This window comes from Balneola sp. EhC07 (assembly GCF_001650905.1).
GTDB lineage: Bacteria > Bacteroidota > Rhodothermia > Balneolales > Balneolaceae > Balneola.
The window spans coordinates 167795-191325 of record NZ_LXYG01000019.1 but is presented as its reverse complement, the minus strand read 5'-3'; the positions used below and the strand labels follow the sequence as shown (position 1 = coordinate 191325).

The 23531-nt window shown below is 39.4% G+C and carries 16 protein-coding genes; 11 read left to right on the top strand and 5 right to left on the bottom strand.

Annotated features, from left to right (window positions below; all coding sequences use genetic code 11):
- The gene (locus A8B79_RS14065) at positions 1-1104 is read right to left on the bottom strand and encodes an aminopeptidase (protein WP_066223880.1); all 1104 of its coding nucleotides are present in this window, start codon (positions 1102-1104) and stop codon (positions 1-3) included.
- 130 nt (positions 1105-1234) lie between these two features.
- Positions 1235-1852, bottom strand: coding sequence for an ABC transporter ATP-binding protein (locus A8B79_RS14060; RefSeq protein WP_066223878.1), 618 nt, complete (start codon positions 1850-1852; stop codon positions 1235-1237).
- A 108-nt stretch (positions 1853-1960) separates the two neighbouring features.
- Here A8B79_RS14060 and A8B79_RS14055 point away from each other — a divergent pair, with 108 nt between their 5' ends.
- From A8B79_RS14055 to A8B79_RS14020, 7 genes are all read left to right on the top strand, one after another.
- Positions 1961-3634: a hypothetical protein gene (locus A8B79_RS14055; protein ID WP_066223877.1), complete on the top strand. Its 1674-nt coding sequence runs from the start codon at positions 1961-1963 to the stop codon at positions 3632-3634.
- A gap of 10 nt (positions 3635-3644) precedes the next feature.
- Positions 3645-5195: an acyl-CoA carboxylase subunit beta gene (locus A8B79_RS14050; RefSeq protein ID WP_066223873.1), complete on the top strand. Its 1551-nt coding sequence runs from the start codon at positions 3645-3647 to the stop codon at positions 5193-5195.
- A gap of 114 nt (positions 5196-5309) precedes the next feature.
- Entirely contained in the window at positions 5310-5894 is a 585-nt protein-coding gene (locus tag A8B79_RS14045; RefSeq protein ID WP_153038448.1) for a hypothetical protein, read from the top strand.
- Between the two features lie 171 nt (positions 5895-6065).
- A complete protein-coding gene (locus tag A8B79_RS14040) occupies positions 6066-6776 on the top strand; it encodes a hypothetical protein (RefSeq protein ID WP_066223870.1) in 711 nt (236 codons plus the stop codon).
- A 186-nt stretch (positions 6777-6962) separates the two neighbouring features.
- Positions 6963-7469, top strand: coding sequence for a hypothetical protein (locus tag A8B79_RS14035; RefSeq protein ID WP_066223868.1), 507 nt, complete (start codon positions 6963-6965; stop codon positions 7467-7469).
- A 265-nt stretch (positions 7470-7734) separates the two neighbouring features.
- Complete coding sequence (locus A8B79_RS14030; RefSeq protein ID WP_066223864.1) at positions 7735-8454, top strand: M48 family metallopeptidase; 720 nt, start codon at positions 7735-7737, stop codon at positions 8452-8454.
- A 665-nt stretch (positions 8455-9119) separates the two neighbouring features.
- Positions 9120-12407 (top strand): WD40/YVTN/BNR-like repeat-containing protein, encoded by a 3288-nt coding sequence (locus A8B79_RS14020; protein ID WP_066223861.1) that lies wholly within the window; start codon positions 9120-9122, stop codon positions 12405-12407.
- On the opposite strand, the gene A8B79_RS14015 is transcribed toward A8B79_RS14020, so the two are convergent.
- From A8B79_RS14015 to A8B79_RS14005, 3 genes are all read right to left on the bottom strand, one after another.
- Positions 12408-13700, bottom strand: coding sequence for a M28 family metallopeptidase (locus tag A8B79_RS14015; protein WP_066223858.1), 1293 nt, complete (start codon positions 13698-13700; stop codon positions 12408-12410). It abuts the gene before it with no gap.
- A gap of 109 nt (positions 13701-13809) precedes the next feature.
- Positions 13810-15360, bottom strand: a complete 1551-nt coding sequence (locus tag A8B79_RS14010; RefSeq protein ID WP_235603745.1) for a Na+/H+ antiporter NhaC family protein — start codon at positions 15358-15360, stop codon at positions 13810-13812.
- A gap of 217 nt (positions 15361-15577) precedes the next feature.
- Complete coding sequence (locus A8B79_RS14005; protein ID WP_066223854.1) at positions 15578-17461, bottom strand: ABC-F family ATP-binding cassette domain-containing protein; 1884 nt, start codon at positions 17459-17461, stop codon at positions 15578-15580.
- Positions 17462-17625: 164 nt separating this feature from the next.
- Here A8B79_RS14005 and A8B79_RS14000 point away from each other — a divergent pair, with 164 nt between their 5' ends.
- The 4 genes from A8B79_RS14000 to A8B79_RS13985 all read left to right on the top strand — a co-directional run bounded on the left by A8B79_RS14000 (position 17626) and on the right by A8B79_RS13985 (position 23531).
- Positions 17626-18069 carry a CBS domain-containing protein gene (locus A8B79_RS14000; RefSeq protein WP_066223852.1) on the top strand — a complete coding sequence of 148 codons (444 nt, stop codon included), beginning with the start codon at positions 17626-17628 and terminating at the stop codon, positions 18067-18069.
- 378 nt (positions 18070-18447) lie between these two features.
- Positions 18448-20091, top strand: a complete 1644-nt coding sequence (gene ettA, locus A8B79_RS13995) for an energy-dependent translational throttle protein EttA (RefSeq protein WP_066223850.1) — start codon at positions 18448-18450, stop codon at positions 20089-20091.
- Between the two features lie 100 nt (positions 20092-20191).
- Positions 20192-21877, top strand: coding sequence for a hypothetical protein (locus tag A8B79_RS13990; RefSeq protein WP_066223848.1), 1686 nt, complete (start codon positions 20192-20194; stop codon positions 21875-21877).
- A gap of 157 nt (positions 21878-22034) precedes the next feature.
- A complete protein-coding gene (locus tag A8B79_RS13985; RefSeq protein WP_066223846.1) occupies positions 22035-23531 on the top strand; it encodes an esterase/lipase family protein in 1497 nt (498 codons plus the stop codon).

The following is a 23531-nucleotide window of genomic DNA, read 5'->3' as shown; positions in this document are numbered from 1 at the left end:
CTACTTCAATAACTCTTCCGGATTCAATCCTTTCAAATCATCTGTTACATATTTTCTTCCTTTACGGATGAGTTCTCCATCCAGAAATACATCTGCACCAATACAAACCAGATCCCAGTGAATGTTACTAGAATTTCCGTTTGGTGCGATCTCATAATCTTTTCCAAGCGTTAAATGATTGGAACCATAGATCTTTTCATCGAACAGAATATCGTACATCGGCTTTTCGATTACCGGGTTGGTTCCAAAGCTGAACTCACCAAATCGACGAGCGCCTTCATCGGTGTCTAAAATATCTTTCAACGCGTCATTGTTGGAGGAATCAAAGTCCACAACCACACCGTTTTCTACAACCAGCTTCACAAACTCGAACGGCTTTCCCTGATATACAGACGGAGCATAGGTAATGTGACCGTTTACAGAATCGAGGATCGGTGAAGTAAAGATCTCTCCATCAGGAATGTTGTGAGCACCAAAGCAAGGAACCCAATTCTGTCCTTTTACCGAAAACTTGATGTCAGTTCCCTCGCCTTTCAAATGAATTTCATCAGTAGCGCGTAATCTTTTTTCCAATGGCTCCATAGCTGATTTCAGCTTGGCATAATCAACTAAACAAGCATCGTAATAAAACTTGGTGAACTCACGAGTTGGAAGTTTGGCATTCATCGCAAAAGCCGGAGACGGATAGCGCATGATACACCACTTAGTGTTGTTCACTCTTTCATCAAAATGAACAGGCTTAAGGAAGTTTTCTGAATATGCTTTATTTGCTTCTTTGCTTGCCTGAGAGTTCTCATAGATATTCTCAGAAGCACGAATTCCGATAAACACATCCATCTGCTTCATAAGCGGAAGTTGGTCCACAGAAGCCTGATTCTGCCAAAAACCGGTATCACCTTTTTCAACTAACAAGCGCTGCGTTTCTGTGTCTTCAATTTGTACAAAGGGATGCGAACCTTTATCACGGATCTGTTCCACCAAAGCTCTTAACAAATCAATTCCGTTTAAGCCGATGAGTTGAACCATTACATTCTCACCTTTCTGAAGCTGAGTGCTGTGTTCAAGAATAAGTGTTGCGAGGTCCTGGTCTTTTTGTGAAATCAATTTTATAGCAGTTAGATTTTAGTATTTAGTACTTAGCGTTACCAAAGTTATCATAATTACGAGATAATACATAGTAGTTGCTCAATACAGAATTGTTCTGCAATACTTTGGATAACTAAAAGTCTAAGTACTAAATACTAAGTTCTAGAACCTCGTCACAAAGAGCAATTTCATCAGGATCATTGGAAGCCAGAAAGATCAGGCAACCTTTTTCTTTTTGTTCTTGAAGTAAACGCTGAACCAAAGCATGTCCGCTTGAATCCAGATTGGAGCCGGGTTCATCCCAAAACAACACTTCAGGATCTCGGATCAGAGAAGAAGCCAGTTTCACACGCTGCTGTTGTCCCGTAGAAAGAGATTTGTAGAACTTGTTTTTAAGAGAATCGGTTTCTGTTTTGCTGAGTAATTGCTGAATGTCCGCTTCGTTCAGATGTTGCTGACTTACTTCAGAAAGAAATTCCAGGTTCTCCAGAACAGTAAGTTCTTCATACAAAGAGATATACGGAGCAGCATAACCGATGTGATCTTTAAGTTCGGTTTGGGATAGCAGGTCGCCGTTCAGTTTCCACTCAATGGTTCCTGAGTTAGGTCTGAGTAATCCTGCCAGACATTTCATCAAGGTGGATTTTCCACTTCCATTTGAGCCTGAAATACCCAAAATCCCGGAATTATGCCCGAATTGAACATCCTCAAAAACCGTTTTCCGATTATATTTTTTGGTAAGACCTGTGACCGAAAGTGAAATCATGAGCTAAAGGTAGAAAGTATAATGCAAAAATATACTATGATGGAAAGATTCGTGTTGTAATGCCACTTTCTAGGCATTATTTTCGTTCACCAAAATCATCATACTTCCATGCAAAAGGTCATTGACCAAATTACCGATAAATTTACAAGACAGATCGGAACAGAGCGTCCGTTTTACTCGCCTCAACAGCTATTGAAGGCAGAAATACCTGTCTACATTGTAGAAAGAATTCGCCTTTTACTGGAAGACAAAGTGCTGTCAGATCTTAAAAAGACAGATTCTGTTTGGGTGGATACGGAAAATAAGTTGTTCGTTAGTGCTCAAAAGGATTTTAAAAATGCGGCCATAAGCTGCTCCGTTATACCGCACCAAAAGTTGTATGATATTCTGCATGCCACGGTTAGCGATATAGTTTCAGTTCTTGTTGAACCTCGAAAGAACATCGCTCCTTATATTTTTCGGGAAGAAACAGTGCTTTCGTTTGAGGAAGTAAGTAAACGTTGTGCCAGACTGATGGTTTACAAACATTTCGGAACTGCGATTCCTCTTTATATGAAGAAAAGAGAGCTGGACGAACTGACTATAGAACGATGTCAAAGTCTGGTTTCAAATTTAGATGCCCGGATCGTATATGATTATACCGCCGAAAACTGGTCTCAAAAACTGGAAATGCTTTTTTCTCTTTGCGGAGGAAAACTTGCTCCGGAGCTTCTACAAAGATTCTTCAGAGATAAAGGTTTCGATAATACCGCTGACATTTTCTCTTCTATTGATGTAGCCGTTACGCAAAGTACCTTTATCGAAATGCTTTCGACTGAGAATTTCAAAATGGAATTGATAAAAGAGCAGGAAAGTGAAGTTAAGTCAGTATCGGAATCAACAAAACCGGCTGAAGTAGCAGAAGAAGCAAAGGAAGAAATTCCGGAAGAGGTAGAAGAGGAAGAAGAAAATTTGGCAAGTTTGTTTCAGTCAGAAGCTGTTGAACCGGATATCAACGAGATTCTTGGAGATATCGAACAGGAAGAAACTCTGGTATTTGATAATGTGGATGATTCGGAATCTCTGAATAATATCTTCTTAAGTGAAGATGAAAATGCAGAAGAAGAAGAAGAAGAAGAAGAGGATTCCGAACCGGTCAGCAATCAAAAAGAAGACAAACAAGCATTCAAATCTAACCTGACTTCTATTTTGGATCAGGCTAAGGATTCGTATGAAGGAGTAGTTCAGGGCGATGAAGAGTTTGAAGGTGAATTGATAGAGGAAGACGATCTTATTCAGGATGTTTTCCAATCGGACGAAGAAACCAAAGATCCGATTTTGGAAGAACATATTGGTTCGGAAGAAGAGGAAAGCTCAGAAGATGAAGAAGAAAAGCCGATGTGGGCTCAGTTTTTGAGTGAAGATCAGATGGAAGTGATGATGGCTTCAAGAGAAGAAAAGGAAGAACCTGAATCTGAACCCACGTTCAATACACTGCTCGTTGAAGATGAAGACGATGAGATATTTATGGAGGAAGAGGCAGTTGAAGACAGTTCAGCCACTATGGAATTGAATGAGTATCTTATGGACAGCGAGGATCGTTGGGTAAACGACGTATTTTCCGGAAAACAGAAAGCATACGACCGGGGAATCAATGAGTTGGGACAATTTGATAATTGGAACGAAGCTTCTGTATTTTTAGAAAAAGAAATTTTCAGCAAACAAAAAGTGGATATGTTCTCGGAAGAGGCCAGCGAATTTATTGATATGTTGCAATCCTATTTTAAAGAGTATAAATCCTGATTAACTAACTATGGAAAAGAACGAAAAAGTAGAACGTCTTGAAAAACTTCGTGAGCAATCGAAACTGGGTGGTGGAAAAGCCCGCATCGAAAAGCAGCACGAGAAAGGAAAACTTACTGCCAGAGAACGCATCGACCTGCTTCTGGATAAAGGTTCGTTCGATGAAATAGATGCTTTTGTAACGCACCGAAGTACCGCTTTTGGTTTGGATGAGCAACAGTTTTTGGGAGACGGTGTTGTAACCGGTCACGGAAAGGTCCACGGCAAGCCGGTGTATGTATTCAGTCAGGATTTTACGGTTTTCGGCGGTTCTCTTTCCGAAACACATGCCGAAAAAATTTGCAAAGTGATGGATCTGGCACTCAAAAATGGCATTCCTGTAATTGGGTTGAATGATTCAGGCGGAGCAAGAATTCAGGAAGGCGTTTCTTCGCTCGGTGGTTATGCGGAAGTATTCTGGAGAAACAGTATGGCTTCAGGAGTGATACCTCAGATCTCTGCGATCATGGGACCATGTGCAGGTGGAGCGGTCTACAGTCCGGCACTTACAGATTTCATTTACATGGTAGAAAATACGAGTTATATGTTCGTGACGGGACCGAATGTGGTAAAAACCGTTACGCATGAAGAAGTGACTTCGGAAGAACTGGGTGGGGCAATGACGCACAACTCAAAATCAGGAGTGGCTCATTTTGCAACTCCGAATGATGCCGTTTGTTTGCAGGATATCAGAACGTTGATGTCGTATATCCCGCAAAACTGTGAAGAAAAAGTGCCAATGATCGAATCCAAAGAACCGGATTCTGCAAAAGCAAAAGCACTGCATGATATTGTGCCGTTGAATCCAAACAAACCTTACGATATCAAAGATGTGATCGAAGGAGTTGTTGATAAAGAGAGTTTCTACGAAGTGCATAAAGAATATGCTGAAAATATCGTAGTTGGGTTTGCCCGTTTGGGTGGACGAAGTATCGGAATTGTAGCGAATCAACCGCTGGCGATGGCTGGTGTATTGGATATCAATTCTTCCAAAAAAGGAGCGCGATTTGTTCGTTTCTGTGATGCATTCAATATTCCGTTGGTGGTATTTGAAGATGTTCCGGGATTCTTACCGGGCACTGATCAGGAATGGGGCGGAATAATCAAAGACGGTGCAAAATTACTGTATGCATTCTGTGAAGCTACGGTTCCGAAAATGACGGTAATTACCCGTAAAGCCTATGGCGGAGCGTATGATGTGATGAACTCCAAGCATATCCGAGCCGACTATAACGTAGCATGGCCAACTTCTGAGATCGCGGTAATGGGAAGTAAAGGAGCGGTTGAGATCATTTTCCGAAGAGAAATTGCAAAAGCCGGCGATCCTGAAGCCAAGCAAAAAGAACTGGAAGCACAATACGCTGAAGAGTTTGCGCATCCGTACCGAGCAGCTGCCCGAGGATTTATTGACGATGTGATCAAGCCGGAAGAAACCCGATCTAAACTGATCAAAGCTCTGGAAGTTTCACAAAACAAAGTGGATACCGTGCCGAAGAAAAAGCATGATAATTTGCCGTTGTAGGTGAAAGGTGAAAGGTGAAAGGTGAAAGGTGAAAGGTGAAAGGGGCATTCTTTGCCTGAAACTGAGCGATAAGGAAAATTCGTGTATTGGTAATAATATGTTAGGCACTTTTCCATGAATAAGAGATCAAAGACATACATTCTGATTGGGTTTATCTTGGTTTTCTGCATTCACGCATTTTGGTGGTTCAGTTTTAGTGAAAACAAATTGTTTAATCAGGCAATTGGTCAGCTTGAAGTAAGTGACAACTTTGTGAATACTGAAAAGGTCAACTATTTTGTAAGTAATGGTGGACAATTTGTTTTATGTTCCAACTTACCAGTTCCTTCTTCCTTTGAATTCCTACAAAATCCAACACTTATATTGAACTCAGAAATTTGTTCAAAGACTGATACACTTCACACCTTAAGCGAAAACTCATTTTGGCAGGAAAAGCAACTTATGCAAAATGGAGATACTTTAATTACTGAAGGTGGCGGCATTACTGTCTTATATGCCTTAAAGAACGAGACTAATTTATTCTCAACAAATTCTGAAATTGGATTCCATTTATATGGATCTGATTATTTCGCAATGTGCCAAGAAAAACGAATATGGCTTTTGAACAGATGGTATTCGATTCACAATGAATCTCGAGGAGTTGGTGAAATAAATGGTTGTCCAATTGAAGCTCCACCAACTATATCCAAGAACTCTTAAACTCTTTCCCAAGCTCCTGCTTGGGAGAAACGAACGGAGCTCCTGCTCCGAGTGATTGTTTCTGTTAATGCCACTAATCTAATTTTTCGAACTAGCATTTTTACGAAGTTTCAACGATGTTAACCGAGCGGATGAGGGGATTCTTGTTCGAATAATGATATGTTAAACAACATGAAATATACTGCAATCTCTTATTTACTCTGGGCTCTTTTGTTTACCAACTCAATATTCGCTCAGGAAATTGAGGAATCCACAAATAGTATTTACGCTTCAATTGTACAGGCAAAATCAGAGTATGAATTTGCTCTGGAAAATGAAGCAAGTAGCTATTATCTACAACAACTTTCTTATAATGTTGCCGCTCTAAATCAGAACTATGGCAATTATGATGAGGCTTTTAAATATCACAAAAAACGGCTAGATCATATTTTAGCAGACACTACTCTAAACTATAACATAAAAGCCAGTGCATATAATAACCTTGGAAGTGTTGAACTAGTGAGGGGAAATTATGTGGAATCTGAGTATTACCTTAATTCAGTTAATTTATTTCATCCTGAAATAGTTGATTCCCAAAAGAATTTCATCATTCTAAATTATTCTAGTCTTTATTTAGCAAAAGATTTACCTCATAAAGCAAAAGAAGCAATCGATACTGTTTATGATGAAATGGTTGAACAATTTAAAAATGAAGAGTTAATGCTGACTGATTTGAGGGCAGCCAAGCTTGAAATTGAATTTGTTTTGGAGCCAACAGAATTAAAACTATCAGAACTTGAAAATTTAATTCGAAAAATGATTTCATTGATTGGAGAAGAAACTCCTTTTGCAGAGCAAAACATGAAGAGATTGGAAGAATTAAAAGAGCAATTGCCAGATTGATCTTTTTTCAACCTAACTCAAGTTTCGTTTTGACCGATAAATTAAATTTTAACCTCTTTCCCAAACTCCTGCTCCGAGTGATTACTTCTGATAATGCCCCAAAGATATCTTCTGAGTTTTTAGATTGAAGGTTCTGCAAGACTTTTACTTGCTTTAAAGTAGTACGTTACAGACTTTAGATTCTAAATGAAACTCTATCCAATCTTATTCTTTTTTCTTTCAATTCTATTCCTCTGGAATTGTGAAAGATCAAAATTTGATGTCCCAGAATATCAGATTTATACTTGGAAACAGATTACAACTTCTCCAAAAGTTCTTGGTAAAAAAGACACAACAGTTATCTCAGACACTTTAATAAATGGGATTCCAATTAATTTAGATTCTCTTTCATTAAGAGCAGAACTATATTTAGAGCCCAATGAATTAAACAGAATTGTAGAGTCTGTAGATACTGTTTGTACCGATTCTATTGGTAAATATATAGCCTACTCGAATCAAGTATCTACATTGTGGTTTCAAGATGATCCGGGGTTTATCCTTTCATTTTACTTTCATCTTAAACAAGGTTCACCTTGGTCATATCAATTAGTTGAGATTCGAAATATCGATATAGAAAGTACAGAAGTATTGAATTTTGAACATTTAATAGATTCTATTCAATCTTTTCGATATCAGAAATCAAACGAGCTTTAAAACTAAATGTGTAGACGGTAACCCAAGCGAGTAAAAAATTAATTTCTCGCAAGAAATTGATTTCAAAACCCGTAGGGGCAATTCATGAATTGCCCCTACGGATAGAATACCAACCTAACATAAATGAAGCTTGAACTAGGGCTTTTGAATTATCTCTCCAACAAATTATTAGGCCGCATCGTAGCAAGTTATATTAAATTATAGTAGCTTGATCAATAAGCGACTAAATGCTTGCTTAGCATTGTTTTATGGGGGATGTAATTTTATGTTTAACAGAAAGCCAAAAAGAGAGAGCTATACCTTAGTTGTTAATGAGATTCCCGTTTTAGTCACCCGTAAAAAGATCAAAACCATCAGGCTAAAAGTGAATCGTGTTTCTCTTGAGGTGAAGCTGTCCAGTCCTTTTAAAATTTCAGATGAAGAGCTTATCGCATTCATTCATCAAAAAATGGGATGGATCAAAAAGCACCTGAGTAAACCTCCTCTTCAATTGCCCGAACCGGATCTGAAATATGAAAATGGGGACAGTATTCCATTCAAGGGTGGCAACTACAGCTTGAAATTACAACACGGTGCTAAAAAGATCGGAGTAAATATTCAGGGCTCCGATATAATTCTGAGTTTCAGAAATATTATTACACAGAGCAGAAAAGAGAAAGCCTTAAATGATTTTTACCGGATCTATCTGAAAAATGAGATACCTAAGCTCATCGAAAAATGGGAACCGATCATGAAGGTCTCGGTGAACGAGTTCGGCGTTAAAAAGATGAAAACCAGATGGGGTACTTGTAATATCAGGGATAAAAGAATCTGGCTGAGTTTAGAACTGGCTAAAAAATCTCCGGAGTTATTGGAGTATGTGGTGGTTCACGAGATGGTTCATCTCCATGAACGTTTGCATAACCAGCGTTTCAAAAATTTTATGACTCAGTTTCTGCCAAACTGGAAAGAGCTACAAAAGCAGTTGAATGGCAGGATTGATTGAATCAGTTAGTAATAAAGTAGTAGTCCGTCATCTTGAACCATGTGCTGAACTTGATACAGTATTGTTTCAGGATCTTTGTAAGGAGCCGATTCTAAATCAGCTGCGACAATTCAAGAACAAAGACTCTGTATGCACCTGCGTTGGGAACGTACCTCCCCGGTTCCCAAACAAATTTTTGGGTTCTGAGTAGTTCGCCCCTCCTTGGATAAGGAGGGGAATTCAAGAGTTGAATCTGAATTTTATCAGCGAGTCATCCTCCTGTAGCAGGAGTCTGCCTTTGTCGGCAGACAGAGAGACAGAGGAGGTTTTTTCTACTTCAAAATCGTGAACACAACTATTTGGCTCTTCGTACTTTTGTATGGACAAAAGTACCAAAAACCACCAGAAAACATAAAGATTTCGCTTTTACAAGTCGTTGATTAAAAAAATAGCTTAGGATTCTATATTTCTTCAAGTTTACTAATACCCATGTTTTCTGGAAGCTTTAAATTATCAAATGAATTTTTCAAAGTCCTATATCTAAAGGTTTAAGATTATGAAATATTACTAGAATTCCTTCCCTTAAGGAGACAACTTTACTAACCCCCAAATACAAATTTTAAACACATTAGAACTCATATTTAATTATTCTAAGCCACTAACTATCAGAAATCAATCAGATTAAGATGAAACGATTTACTTCCTTACTAGCCCTTGTGTTGATGATCAGCGCAACATCACTTTTTGCCCAAAGATCAGATAAAGACTCCCGTTATAATATTGCCTGGAACAGCCTCGAGTTCAGAAGTATCGGTCCGGCTTTTACTTCCGGAAGGATCTCGGATTTTGCTGTAAATCCTGACAACCACAGTGAGTTTTATATTGCAACGGCGTCAGGTGGAGTATGGAAAACGGAGAATGGTGGGATTTCGCTTAAGCCGGTTTTTGATAACGAAGGCTCTTACTCCATCGGTTTTGTAGCGATGGACCCAAACAATCACAATGTGGTTTGGGTTGGAACGGGAGAAAATAACAATCAGCGAAGTGTGGCTTACGGTGATGGAGTATACAAATCCATTGACGGTGGCAAAAGCTGGAAACATATGGGACTGAAGAATTCTGAGCATATCGGAATGATAGAAATTGATCCCAGAGATTCAGATGTGGTTTATGTAGCGGCAACCGGGCCACTTTGGAGTTCCGGCGGAGATCGTGGACTGTACAAAACTACGGACGGTGGCGAGAATTGGGAGAAAGTATTGGAAATCAGCGAGCATACCGGAGTAAATGAAGTGCACATGGATCCGAGAGATCCTGATGTGTTGTATGCAACGGCTCATCAGCGAAGAAGAAGAGTATTTACATATATCAGTGGGGGACCGGAATCGGCTGTTTATAAATCTACGGATGCCGGAAAAACCTGGAAGAAAACAATGAGAGGAATGCCGGGCGGAGACATCGGAAGAATCGGAATGGATATTTCTCCTGCAAATCCGGATGTGGTTTATGCGGTTGTTGAAGCAGAATCAGGCAAAAGCGGCTTTTATCGTTCTGATGACAGAGGAGAATCGTGGGAAAAGCAGAGTAATTATTCATCAAGCGGAAATTATTATCAGGAAGTGATCGCTGATCCTGTGGATGTAGACCTGGTGTATGTAATGAATACGTATTCCGGAGTTTCTGAAGACGGAGGAAAGACTTTCAATAATGTAGGCGAGAAGAATAAACATATTGATAATCATGCGCTCTGGATCAATCCTGATAATCCGAATCACTTGTTGAACGGGAATGATGGTGGAGTGTATGAGTCGTTTGACCGTGGAAAGACATGGAGATTTTTCACCAACCTTCCGGTAACTCAATTCTATAAAGTAGCCGCTGATAATGCAGAGCCGTTCTATAATATCTACGGCGGAACTCAGGATAATTTCACTTTAGGCGGACCTTCCCGAACAAACGCCACAACCGGAATCAACGATGATGAATGGTTTGTGACAGTGCTTGGGGATGGATTTGAACCTCATGTTGATCCAACCAACCCGAATATTGTGTATGCACAATCTCAATATGGTGGATTAGCACGATTTGACAAGCAAAGTGGTGAACAGCAGAATATCAGGCCACAAGCTCCTGATGCAGATTATGATTATAACTGGAATTGGGATTCACCATTTTTTATAAGTACTCATGACAACGAGAGACTGTATTTCGCTTCCGATCGTGTACTCAGAAGTGATGATATGGGACAAAGTTGGAGAGAAGTTAGTGGTGATCTTACGCGTCAACTGGATCGAAATAAATTTGAAGTGATGGATAAAGTGTGGCCGATGGATGCCATTGCAAAAAATGCTTCTACTTCAGTATATGGAAGTATTGTTGCTCTAGCAGAATCACCATTAGATGAGAATTTGCTGTACGCCGGAACCGATGACGGATTGGTTCATGTATCTGAAGATGGAGGAGAAACCTGGAATAAATATGACAAGTTTCCCGGTGTGCCGGATATGGTGTATGTAAATGAACTGATCGCATCAGAGCATGACATAAATACCGTTTATGTAGCATTTAACAATCACAAGAATGGTGATTTTAAGCCATACATTTTAAAGAGTACAAACTTAGGTAAGTCGTGGAAATCGATAGCGAATAATTTACCGGAAAAAGGTTCTGTATATTCAATTGCAGAAGATTTCGAAACAGGCAACCTGCTATTCGTTGGAACAGAATTCAGCATGTTTGCTTCCATTGATGGTGGTGAATACTGGAAAGAATTGAACAAAGGATTGCCGACCGTAGCGGTTCGCGATATTGATATCCAAAAAAGAGAAAACGATCTTGTATTAGGTACTTTTGGTAGAAGTTTCTATGTAATGGATGATTATTCTGCACTTCAGGAATTATCGAAGGAAGTTGCAGAAAAAGAAGCTCATTTATTTTCTACAAGACATGCTTATCAATATCAGCCGTACAGCAGAATTGCAGCAAGCAATACTATCAGTTGGCTGGGACCAAAAGGTTTTCAGGGTGAGGACTACTTTCTGGGAGAGAACCCTGAATTCGGTGCTGCTTTCACTTACTATTTAAAAGACGGATATAAAACTAAGAAAGCTATTCGCGAAGCAGAAGAAGCTAAAAAAAGAAAAGACGGGGAGACGGTTTATTACCCAACTTATGAGCAATTAAAAGCGGAAGAAGAGGAAGAAGCACCATTCCTGATCTTTACAGTGAAGGATGCTAATGGGGATGTAGTTCGCGAATTAAAAACGTCTCCGAGAAAAGGGATCAACAGAATTTACTGGGATCTCACATACCCACAGATCACAAGATTAAATACCAGAGACGCTGATCAGTCTAAAGATTTCAGTTCAGGCTTGATGGTTCTTCCGGGAATGTATACTGTTGAATTATCAAAAAATATTGATGGAGAAGTTACTCAATTAACCGAAGCACAGAGCTTTGAAGTAAGATCTTTAGGTAATGTGACTTTACCGGCAGAAGATCCTGAAGCGATGTTGGCTTTTCACAAGCAACTAAATCAGCTCTCAAAAGCAGCCAATAGTGCAAGAAGTGCGGTAGGAGAAGCTCAGGAACGACTTCAATATTACAAAGGTGCATTAAAAGCTCTTGGTAGTGATGCACCATCGGGCTTAGCCTCAGATATTGAACAGTTGGAAGAAAAACTGGACGAAATTAATATGATCATGTTTGGTGATCGATTAGCGGGACGCTTGGAAATTCAACGAGCTCCATCGTTAAATTCCAGAATAAATAATGCGATTGGAGCCGGAACTTCTTCAACCTCTGATCCAACCGGAACGTCAAAACGGGTTGCTGAAATTGCTAAGAAACAGTTGAAACCTGTAATTGAAATGCTAAAAGAGATCATGAACACAGATATTCCTGAAATCGATAATAAACTTAAGGGAACAGATGCACCTTGGACGCCGGGAAGAGTGTTGGAGATAGATTGGTAATTATTTGATAACGATTGTTGTACTTATCGCTGAGCCTTTATGATTAAAACCTGCAAGCTTGGCGATAGTACCAACAGTGGTTTTAACTATATTTGTCGCAAAAGCGATATCCAAAGTTTTCAATCCATCAGAAGATTTATGGTAATGTGGATTTCGGAAATTAGCTCCATCAGCTAGAAATAATGCATCTACTCCAATATCCCAAAACGGGGCATGATCGCTGCGCCTGAAGTTGGGATCACCATCGTCCATAACGGCAGTAATTTTTAACTGAGGGACATAGGTATTCCCGATCTCCAGGAAATTATCGCTCATTATTGAGGCAAAACTACTTCTGATATTATAGATGGAAGAATCAGCGTTCACAAAGTCTTTACATTCAGGCTCACCTTTACAAGTATATGCGATCATTTCAAAGTTTATCATACCAAGTATGTTTTCATCTTTGGTGATGTTTCGAGCATAGAATCTACTACCTACCAATCCTAGTTCTTCCATGTCAAACCCAATGAACCTGATTCCTTTTTTAAAATTGAATTGCGAAAGAATTCTCATGGCTTCTAACATCCCGGCAGTACCTGAAGCGTTGTCGTCAGCTCCGGGTGTTGAAGAAACGGTATCATAATGTCCGTCTATGATATAATATTCATGTTCACCTTCATCACCGGTAATACTTCCAATAATGTTAATTCCTTGAGTATTTCTGTTAGGGAATTTTTGATCGAATTGTACAATCTGATGATCTTTGAACTGTGCTCGTATATATTCTCTGGAATTTTCTAAGTGAGAGGGATTTCCTGAATAATGACGAACTCCTTGAAAGTTTTGGATATCGTTTTTTATTCTTGAAGAATCTACTAAACTGATCAATTGTGAGAGGTCATTTGCAAACCCATCGTCAGCTTCTATTTTAATTCGGAATCGATTGTTTGCTTTAAAGGACGAGTCTGATTCAATATTCCAGACTATGCTTTTTTCTGAACTCGAATTCTGTACATTTTCTAATTCTCCGGCAAGAAAATTCTCAGAGATCGAACGCTCATTACCATCTGAAAAAACCTGATATACTTTGATGCTCAGGAGATCATTTTCTTCATCAGTAACAGTATATGTAATAGTTAATTTAGTAGAATCTGAGTTAAAAGAGAGAGCTAGATCATTTACCTCAGGAATTTGGTTAAACTCAATAGGCTTGGTTACAAAATTAGATATTAGATCATCTTGGGGATTTGCGGAACTGCAATTTAACAGAACAGTTATGATGATAGCTGATAATGAAAATAGATTGGTCATCTCAAAAAATTTATACCGGTTTGAAACCAAGTATAAATAAGTTGGATCTACAGAAATTACTTATGCAGTATTGAGTATCATATTTGCAGTGAGTATATCCTTTTGTTCATTAAACAAAGAAAAATACCAACGCTGAATACATCACAATAGCTAAACTGCCGGCAACCATTGCCAGTGGAAACTGTGTCTTAACATGATCCATAAGATCACAACCGGTTGCGAGTGAAGACAAAATGGTTGTATCCGAAATAGGGGAACATTGATCGCCAAACACGGAACCACCAATAACAGCAGAAAAACAAAGTGTAAGAAAGAAAGGATCAGGAACTATTGCCCAAGCCAATGGGATAGCGACAGGAAACACAACCGCATAAGTTCCCCAGGAAGTACCTGTAGAGAAGGCGATGATCATACAGAAAACCATAAGTAATCCGGGAAGGATTATAGGGTTGATAATTCCACCTACTATATCAACTACATAAGCAGCGGTTCCAACGGCATCAGCGACTTCTTTAAGTGTAACGGCAAATGCTAGAATAATAGCGCCAATGGTTACACCTTTACACCCATCCACAAAACCATCAATGGCATCTTGTAATTTCATGCCTTTGGCAACTGCTATTATAAGTCCTGCCAGGACAGCTAGAACAAATGCTTCTGCGATTAATAAAATAGAATCGTCTCCTTTATCCTGAACGAAAAAAGTATAGAAGAAAGGGATAATAGCTACACCAAGTAGAGTACCAATTGGTCCGAAGAAATCTATCAATCCGGGCTTATAGCCTTTAGGAATTTTTTGTTCGGTGAGTTCATCCGCAGCCATTGGTGTAGCTCCGTCTCTATCCAACTTTCCTTCTTCTCTGGAGCGTTTGATGGCTTTTCGCATTTGTTTTCCGGGAATCCAAGGCAGTTTTTCCCATGCAAAAAGAAGCGTCAGAATGATGGAGAAGATCGCATAAAAATTGAACGGTAATGCTGATAAGAAAAAACTGATCCCATCCTGAGTAGTTTCAAAAAGTGCGTTGGTACCAATCACCAAACCAGCTACATAAATAGGCCATACATTAAACGGAATCAGCGTTGCAATCGGAGAAGCGGTTGAATCCACCACATAAGAAAGTTCTTCATGAGAAACTTTGTGCTTGTCGGCGATTGGTCGAACAGTAGCTCCGGTTAAAATCGTACTTATTGTTCCGCCCTGATGGAATACTATTCCCATAAACCAGGTAAAAAGCTTAGCAGAAACAGGGCCTTTAACCATTTTCTCACTGGCCCATCGTGCAAACTTTTCAGCGCCACCGGTACGAGTCCAAATTCCGATCAAACCGCCCAGTGCCCAGAGGTACACCAGAAGAATTAAGGCAAAACTTTCTGTACCAATTGATGGAATCAGAAATTCCTGAACAACATTGAGTTTATTGGAAATTACGGCTCCCAGACAGATCCCCAGAAACAAAGAACTGGCTACTTCACCGGTATAAAAAGCAAGAAAGATGGCAAGTAGCGGGGGAGTGATCGACCAAAAACCAAAATGGCCGTTTTCCTGAACAAAACCGTCAGAAAAGTAAACGGCAATAACAGAGATAATAAAAGTAAGGATGGCTCCCTGAACAATTTTCTTTCTGATGTCAGGATCGGCGAATTTTTCTTTAATGCTCAAAATAAACGGATTATTTATTGAAAATGAATACGAGCTAAATAAAAGACATTCTCTGTAAAAGAGCTAATAACAAGATTACGTCATCCTGAACTTGTTTCAGGATCTTAAGGAAAGGCTTTGTTGGGATATCTTTTAAAAGAGTTTAATAAGGTGCTCTACAAAGATCCCGAAATAAATTCGGGATGACCTCAACAAGAAAAGATTAGATTCAATATTCCTATGCTCGTTCCGCCAATTCCAGCCATCTAAACTCTTTTTCTTCCAACTCTTCCTTTAAAGCGCTGAATGTTTCGGAAAGCTCCTGAAGTTTTTCATAATCAAGATCTGAATTGCTCATTTGGCGATGAATTGCAGATTTTTTCTTTTCCAGTTCTTCGATCTCTTTTTCTAACTTCTGATATTCTTTTCGTTCATTAAAACTGAGTTTCTCCGGATCAGAATTGGACGGTTTTGGATGATCTGATTTCTTCTTTTCTGAGGAACTGCTTTTTCCCCCATTTTCTTGTTCAGATTTTAAAGCTCTGTATTCAGAATACGTCCCGTTGAAATCATTAACCACGCCATTTCCTTCAAACACAAAATAGTGTTCTACCAAATTATCCATGAAATAACGATCATGGGATACAATGATCAAACAACCGCCAAAGTTGGAAAGAAATCCTTCCAGTTTTTCTAAAGTGATAAGATCAAGGTCATTTGTAGGCTCATCAAGTATCAGGAAGTTTGGGTTTTTGATTAGCACCATCATCAAACCAAGACGCCTTTTCTCTCCACCGCTTAATTTTGAAACAGGTGTATATTGCATCTTGGAATCGAACATAAAATGCTCCAGAAACTGAGAAACAGAAATGGTATCACCGTTTGCCAATACGATCACTTCCGCAATTTCTTTGATCACATCGATCACTCGTTCTTTTTCTTTGATCTCAATACCGGATTGCTTGTAATGTCCGTAAACAATGGTTTGTCCGGTTTCAACTTCTCCCGAATCAACCAGTTCTTCACCGGTAATGATCTTCAGGAATGTACTTTTACCAACTCCATTCTTTCCAATGATCCCGATTCGTTCTCCCTTGTTGAAAGAATATTCGAAGTCTTTCAGAATAACCAGATCATCAAAGCTTTTGCTTACTTTTTTAAGTTCCAGAACCTGTCCACCAATGCGGGACATGTCTACTTCAAGTTTTACTTCTTGCTTTACTTTTCCTGATTTCGCTTTCTTTTCCGTTTGATAAAAAGCATCAATTCTGGATTTAGATTTAGTTGTTCTTGCTTTGGGCTGGCGACGCATCCACTCTTGCTCTTTCTTCATCAACTTGCCGGCTTTGGCAATTTCGGTAGCGTACACTTCTTCACGTTCAGCCTTCTTCTGCAGAAAATACTCGTAATTCCCTTTATGGTGATAAAGCTGTCCGTCTTCGATTTCCAAAATGTGATTACATACCCTGTCCAGAAAATACCTGTCGTGAGTTACCATCAATAGCGTCATTGTGCTTTTAGTAAGGTAAGCCTCCAGCCACTCGATCATTTCCACATCCAGATGGTTGGTAGGCTCATCGAGGATCAAAAGGTCAGGATCATCTAATAATGCAAAAGCCAAAGCCACACGCTTTCGTTGACCACCTGAAAGAGAGCTAATATCCTGGTCCAGATCATGAATATTTAATACGCTTAAAATTTGATGAAGTCGTTGTTCGTAGTCCCAGGCATTAGCGGCGTCCATTTTCGCGAGCGCCTTATCAAAAGCTTCCTGAGTTTTCTCATTGTAATCTTCAGCTTGTGCTGCTACGGCTTTATCATATTGCTGAACCACTTTCACCATCTCATTTTCGCCGTGCGCTATAAACTGGTTGATGGTCATGGAGTCGTCGAGTTCAGGCTCTTGTTCCAGCATAGCTACTTTGATTCCATTACGGATCATAACTTTACCGGAATCAGGAGTTTCTTTCCCAGCTAATATTTTCAGTAAGGTTGATTTTCCTACTCCATTTTGAGCAATTAGCGCAGTTTTGTCCCCTTTTGAGATTCCAAAAGTGAGATCCTCGAATAAAAGTTTAAGGCCGTATTTTTTACCCAGATTTTCTGTGGAGAGGTAGGTCATAAATCAGTTTGAACATTAAGTCTTGATGAAGAAGGTAATATACGGTAAATGTGAGCGAATCATGAATAATGATTATGATATTTACTTTATGTGAGGTGCTTTCTTGCAAAATTCAGAATCTATGTTTAATTGTATAGTACACTAACAATTTATCGGAGAATGCTATGCTTGTTAAAAATCTTCTGCAGAAAAAAGGAAATGCTATCTATTCTGTAAGTCCTGATAATTCGGTTTATCAGGCCATTGAAAAGATGGCTGAGTTGGATATTGGAGCGCTGGTTGTAATGAGCAATGATGTTCTGAAAGGAATTATTTCGGAGAGAGATTATCGGAATAAAGTAATCTTGAAAGGAAGAGCTTCCCGAACTACGGCTGTAAAACAGATAATGTCAGATAAAGTGGTCTGCGTAACCCCTGATGATTCTGTGAACTTGTGTATGCAATTGATGACCGACAAGCGGATTCGTCACCTTCCTGTTTTAGAAGATGAAAAACTTGTTGGAGTTATTTCCATCGGTGATGTGGTAAAATCGGTGATCGAAAATCAAAAGAACGAAATTGATTCTCTCCGTGATTATATCACCAGCGGAAGCGGGTATCCTGGGTAGTTTTCGTTTTTAAATTCGAGCTCGTAACCAAATCTCCCATTGAGGGGAGTACGCCGAAGGCGGGAGGGGTGTCAGGCCAGAAGTGTTTTGACTGTCGAGGGATGCTGTGAGTTTTATGGGTTGGTAAACCTCACAACATCCCCCGCTCTGACATCCCCCGCAAAATCTCTGGACGAGATTTTGAGCCCCCTTCGAAGGGGGATTTATACATTCAATAAATTTGGAAGTTCTCAAAATTCCACCCTTCAAAACTCCTTAACTCTCCGTACCTTTGGGTTCTTTCTCAAAGTCATTCTGAGGACGCTTCAATACGTTTTGGGTGACTTTAATACATAACAAACTACAAGTACAGTGAGCGATCAAAAGATAATTTTTTCGATGGTGGGCGTAAGCAAAGTCCACAAACCAAATAAAACCGTTTTAAAGGATATCTACCTTTCATTTTTCTACGGCGCTAAGATCGGTGTTCTGGGATTAAACGGTGCAGGAAAATCTACTTTATTACGATTGATCGCAGGTGTAGATCAGGACTATCAGGGAGAGATCAGTTCTCAAAAAGGGATTACGTTTGGGTATCTGGAACAAGAGCCAAAACTGGATCCGGAAAAGACAGTCAAAGAGATTGTTGAAGAAGGTGTTCAGGAAACGGTTGATCTCATCAATGAATACGAGGCGGTGAATGCTGCTTTTGGAGATCCTGATGCAGATTTTGACGCACTTATCGCGAAGCAAGCAAAACTTCAGGAAAAGATCGATCAAATTGATGCCTGGGATCTGGATGCAAAACTCAATCAAGCTATGGATGCACTTCGTTGCCCTCCCGGCGATACTTCCGTGAAAGTACTATCCGGTGGTGAAGCACGTCGCGTGGCGCTTTGTAGATTGTTATTGAAGAAACCCGATGTTCTATTATTGGATGAGCCTACCAATCATTTAGATGCAGAATCAGTAGGTTGGTTAGAGCAACATTTAGCTCGCTATGAAGGAACGGTAATTGCTGTAACGCATGATCGTTATTTCTTGGATAATGTTGCAGGATGGATTCTGGAATTAGATCGTGGAGAAGGAATTCCGTTTAAAGGAAATTATACTTCTTGGTTGGAGCAGAAATCTGAACGACTTCGTCAGGAAGAAAAGCAGGAATCCAACAGACAGAAAACATTACAACAGGAATTGGAGTGGATTCGTCAAAATCCGAAGGGGAGAAGAGCAAAAAGCAAAGCTCGTATCAGTTCTTACGAAGAGTTATTGGCAAAAGATCAGGAAAAGCGAAATGATGATATGCAGATCGTTATTCCTGCCGGACCTCGTCTTGGAACTAAAGTAATTGTTGCCGAAGGTGTTGCGAAAGGATACGGAGATAAGCTGCTTGTTGAAGACATGGAATTTCAATTACCTCCGGGTGGGATTGTCGGAGTGGTCGGTCCGAATGGTGCCGGTAAAACGACGTTGTTCAAAATGATCATCGGGGAAGAACAACCCGATTCAGGAAAACTGGAAATTGGTGAAACGGTGGAGCTTGGCTATGTAGATCAAAAGCGTCCGTTAGATCCAAGTAAAACAATCTGGGAAGAAATTTCAGGTGGGCACGAAATTTTGAAGCTTGGAAACAGAGAGGTCAACTCCAGAGCATATGTTGCCAGATTCAATTTCAGCGGAAGTGATCAGCAAAAGAAAACAAGCCAAATTTCGGGTGGGGAGAGAAATCGTGTTCATTTAGCAAAAATGCTGAAAGAAGGCGCAAATGTACTTCTGCTTGATGAGCCTACAAATGATTTGGATGTAAATACACTTCGTGCGCTAGAAGAAGCTTTACTTGAATTCGCCGGTTGTGCAGTCGTTATTTCTCATGATAGGTGGTTCTTGGATAGAGTTGCTACTCATATTTTGGCCTTTGAAGGTAACAGCCAAACTTATTGGTATGAAGGGAATTATGAAGAGTATGAAGCTCATCGCAAAGAACGCTTAGGCATTTCCGAAGATCAGCCTCAACGAATTCATTACAAGAAGTTGACGAGGTAATTTTCAAAATACCCCATTCGGGTGATTTATTAGCGAGAACATTCTGAGCATTTTGACTCCATCAACTCACGATCGAGTGAAATAATAAAAGGAGTGCAAAATGTTTTCAAAAAGAATACTGGTTTTAGGATTGGCTACGATGGTGCTTTCATGTGCCACAGTTCAGCAACAGATAGGAAAAGTGGCGTTGAAATTCATGACCAAAAAAGAGGCGGATTTCAATAACATTGCAGCAATTGGAATGTATCAAACCAATGTATATGCCGCAGATGTAGGAATTACAACATTGGGTACCGAAGATTGGGAAGAAGGTGAAAATCTGGTTGGAGTTCAACTGGTTAAGCCGGGCGGAGCAATTGGAGTTATTGCTCTGGACGGAACAGTTACTGTAAATGGTGTGGAAGCCAAGAGTTATGGAGGCGGCGCTTATTACGCCAGATTTGATGCGGAAGACACATCTACAAAAACAGTTACATTGACCAGCGTTAATGGTGAATCTACGGAGTTTGAGATATCTTCGTTACCATCAGTAAGAATCAAAAGTGTAAATGGCAATAGTACATCCCCAACAGTAGACCTGAATTCAGATTTGGAAATAGAATTGGATTACGACTCGAATGCGGAAGGTAAACGAGTAATTGTTTCTTTGATAACCAGCGCAGTGGGAGCCAAAGGTTTTGCGTATTTCCAATCAGCTGTAATAAACAACAAAATTACTGTTCCCGCTGACGCTTTTAAACATAAACACATTGCAGGTGGTGGCCCAACCGGTAAGGATGTAACCAATTGGGTTAAAGGAGTCAATCATTTGCAAGTCATGATCTTGGAATCAGACAGAGGCGTTTCAGGACAACCATTTGATTATTTCAGAAGTGATATGAGATCTTTTGATACGGTTCCTGTTAATGTCACGGGCGATGCTGAAGGTCGCGCATGGGTTCAGGTAAAAGGAGATTCCGAAGAAGGCTCAGGAAAATTCAAATATACAGCAAATTCATCGAATGCATGGTATGCTCGTCCTTTGGATTCTGATATTCAACGAATTGGAATTTCATCATTAAGTGTTTCAGGTACGTTGTATAAGCAGGAAGTGGAAACATCAGAGAGAGATAATTATGCTACCGGTTATCGTGAGATCACGACAACTACAACCACCTTTCAATTTCCCGAATTGGATGATCAATACTGGGATCAGTTTTTGGAAAACATTTACTCTGATCTTACTTCGATGCTGAGAAATGATTACGGCGCTTCGGTTGTGGATGTGGATCAAATTACATCTAATTCAATCTATGATGAGTTTTATACTCCTGAAGATGAAAACTCCAAAGAGTACATTGCTAAAAACCTGAGAAACACTAAGCGACTCGTTCCTAATTCACTGGGTGAAGTTTTAGGAGACAGAACTACCGCTCTTATTGCAGATAACGGAACGTCAGCTCGTTTAATGCGGGATATGAATATGGATGCTTTCATGGATGTGGTAATTAACTATCAGGTTGCTGGAGGAGAAAACAATACTATTGTACTTATTCCTAATGTGAGCTATAGAGTATCCGGTCAAACTCAGGGTTATGATGGAACTTCAAATGTATGGTTTAACGGGAATATTCAAGGTCCCGGGGTTTCATTCAGTGAATCAGAATTTTCTGACTTAAACGCATTAAACCGTATTGGTCAAAAAGATGTGATCGTTAAGCTGATCAAACAATCCATCAAAGAATTGTCGGAAAAGCAAAATGAATTTGGCTATCAAACTGTCTGGAAGACAGCACTCGAAAACTAACTTACATAGTTAGTAATTAGTTGATACACTAAACACTTAAAAAGCCCTGCAGGAATGTGGGGCTTTTTTGTATTTAGGAATTTTGAAATAATTTTTGTTCTATACTTATACTAATCTTGCTTTTATGGATAAATAACAAAAATTATGGAGCATTGTTATGAAAAACTCAATTCATCCCTATCATCCTATTATTTACATTCGCGGTTATGCAATGAGATCACAAGAAATAAAAGATACCGTAGCAACACCATATATGGGATTTAATCTTGGGTCTACAAAAATAAGGCAGGAATGGGATGGCTCGGTCACAAAGCACATTTTTGAGTCTCCTTTGATCAGGCTAATGAAAGATTATGGGTACACAGACTATTATATAAACGGAAGAGATAAAGAAGGATCAATACCTAATAAGAGTATAATTATCTATCGCTATTACGAGCAAGCTGATCCTGATCTAGGGACAGGGCAAACAGCATCCATTCCGGAAGCTGCAAAAGGATTGGAGGAATTGATCATAAAGGTTAGAAATCAGGTCTGTGGTGATAATGAAGAGGCAAAGAAAAATTTCAAAGTCTATTTAGTTGCTCATTCAATGGGGGGACTCATTGCTCGTTGTTTTTTGCAAAATGATGGCATATCAACTCCTGAAGTGAAGAAACTGGTTGATAAAGTGTTTACTTATGGAACACCTCATAATGGAATAGAACTAAGAGGAATTAACGTCCCTTCTTTTTTAGGTATTTGGGATATTAATAATTTTAATCGAAAGCATATTGCCAAGTATTTAGATTTAGACAGGAATTCGAGTCAAGTCAATTCATTGGAAGGTAAATTCGATCCTAAGAAATTCTTTTGTCTTGTAGGTACAAATCATCGCGATTATAGCGCTGCGCGATATGCAGTTGGACCGATGAGTGATGGATTAGTAAAGATAAAGAACGCCACTGTAAAGAATGCCCCAAGAGCTTTTACATATCATAGCCACAGTGGACATTATGGATTGGTTAATTCAGAAGAAGGATATCAGAATTTAGTAAGGTTTCTATTTGGAAGTAATTTAGTTACCGGTACAATTGAAGTCGATAACTTACCATTACCGCCAACTGTTAAAAAGGCATATGAAGCGAAAAAAGAGATCAGAGTGTCATATTATTTCGAATCTGTTGTAATGCCAAGAGGAGCTTTTACGTACAAGCTATCGGAAAGGAGTGTAGGCACTAATTCCGCTATACTACGTACATTCGATGAATTATTTAAGCCAGCGGAATTAAATTTGGAGAAACCCCGCTCACCGATAATATTTTCTGTCTTTTTAGATACAAAAAAAATCACCTTGGCTAAAAGTAAGACAATGGTATTTTCGGCAGATGTTGCCGTTCGGACAACGGAATATAGAATTGAAAAAGCACTGTTTTTTGATAAAAGGATTCCGGAAGAAAATATTTACAGACAAAAGCTGGCAGTAAGAGCTACATCGAGTAAAACCGGATGGAATCTAAGATATATTTTAACTGACGAAGAATGGGGAGAAAAAAGAGGAAAAGAATTCCAGACAGGTGAAAAAGGGATGTTTGTTCCGTTAACTTCAAAAAAAGGGTTTAAAGGTAAACTGAGGATTAATATTGAAAATTGGAATGACAAACTGCAATCATAA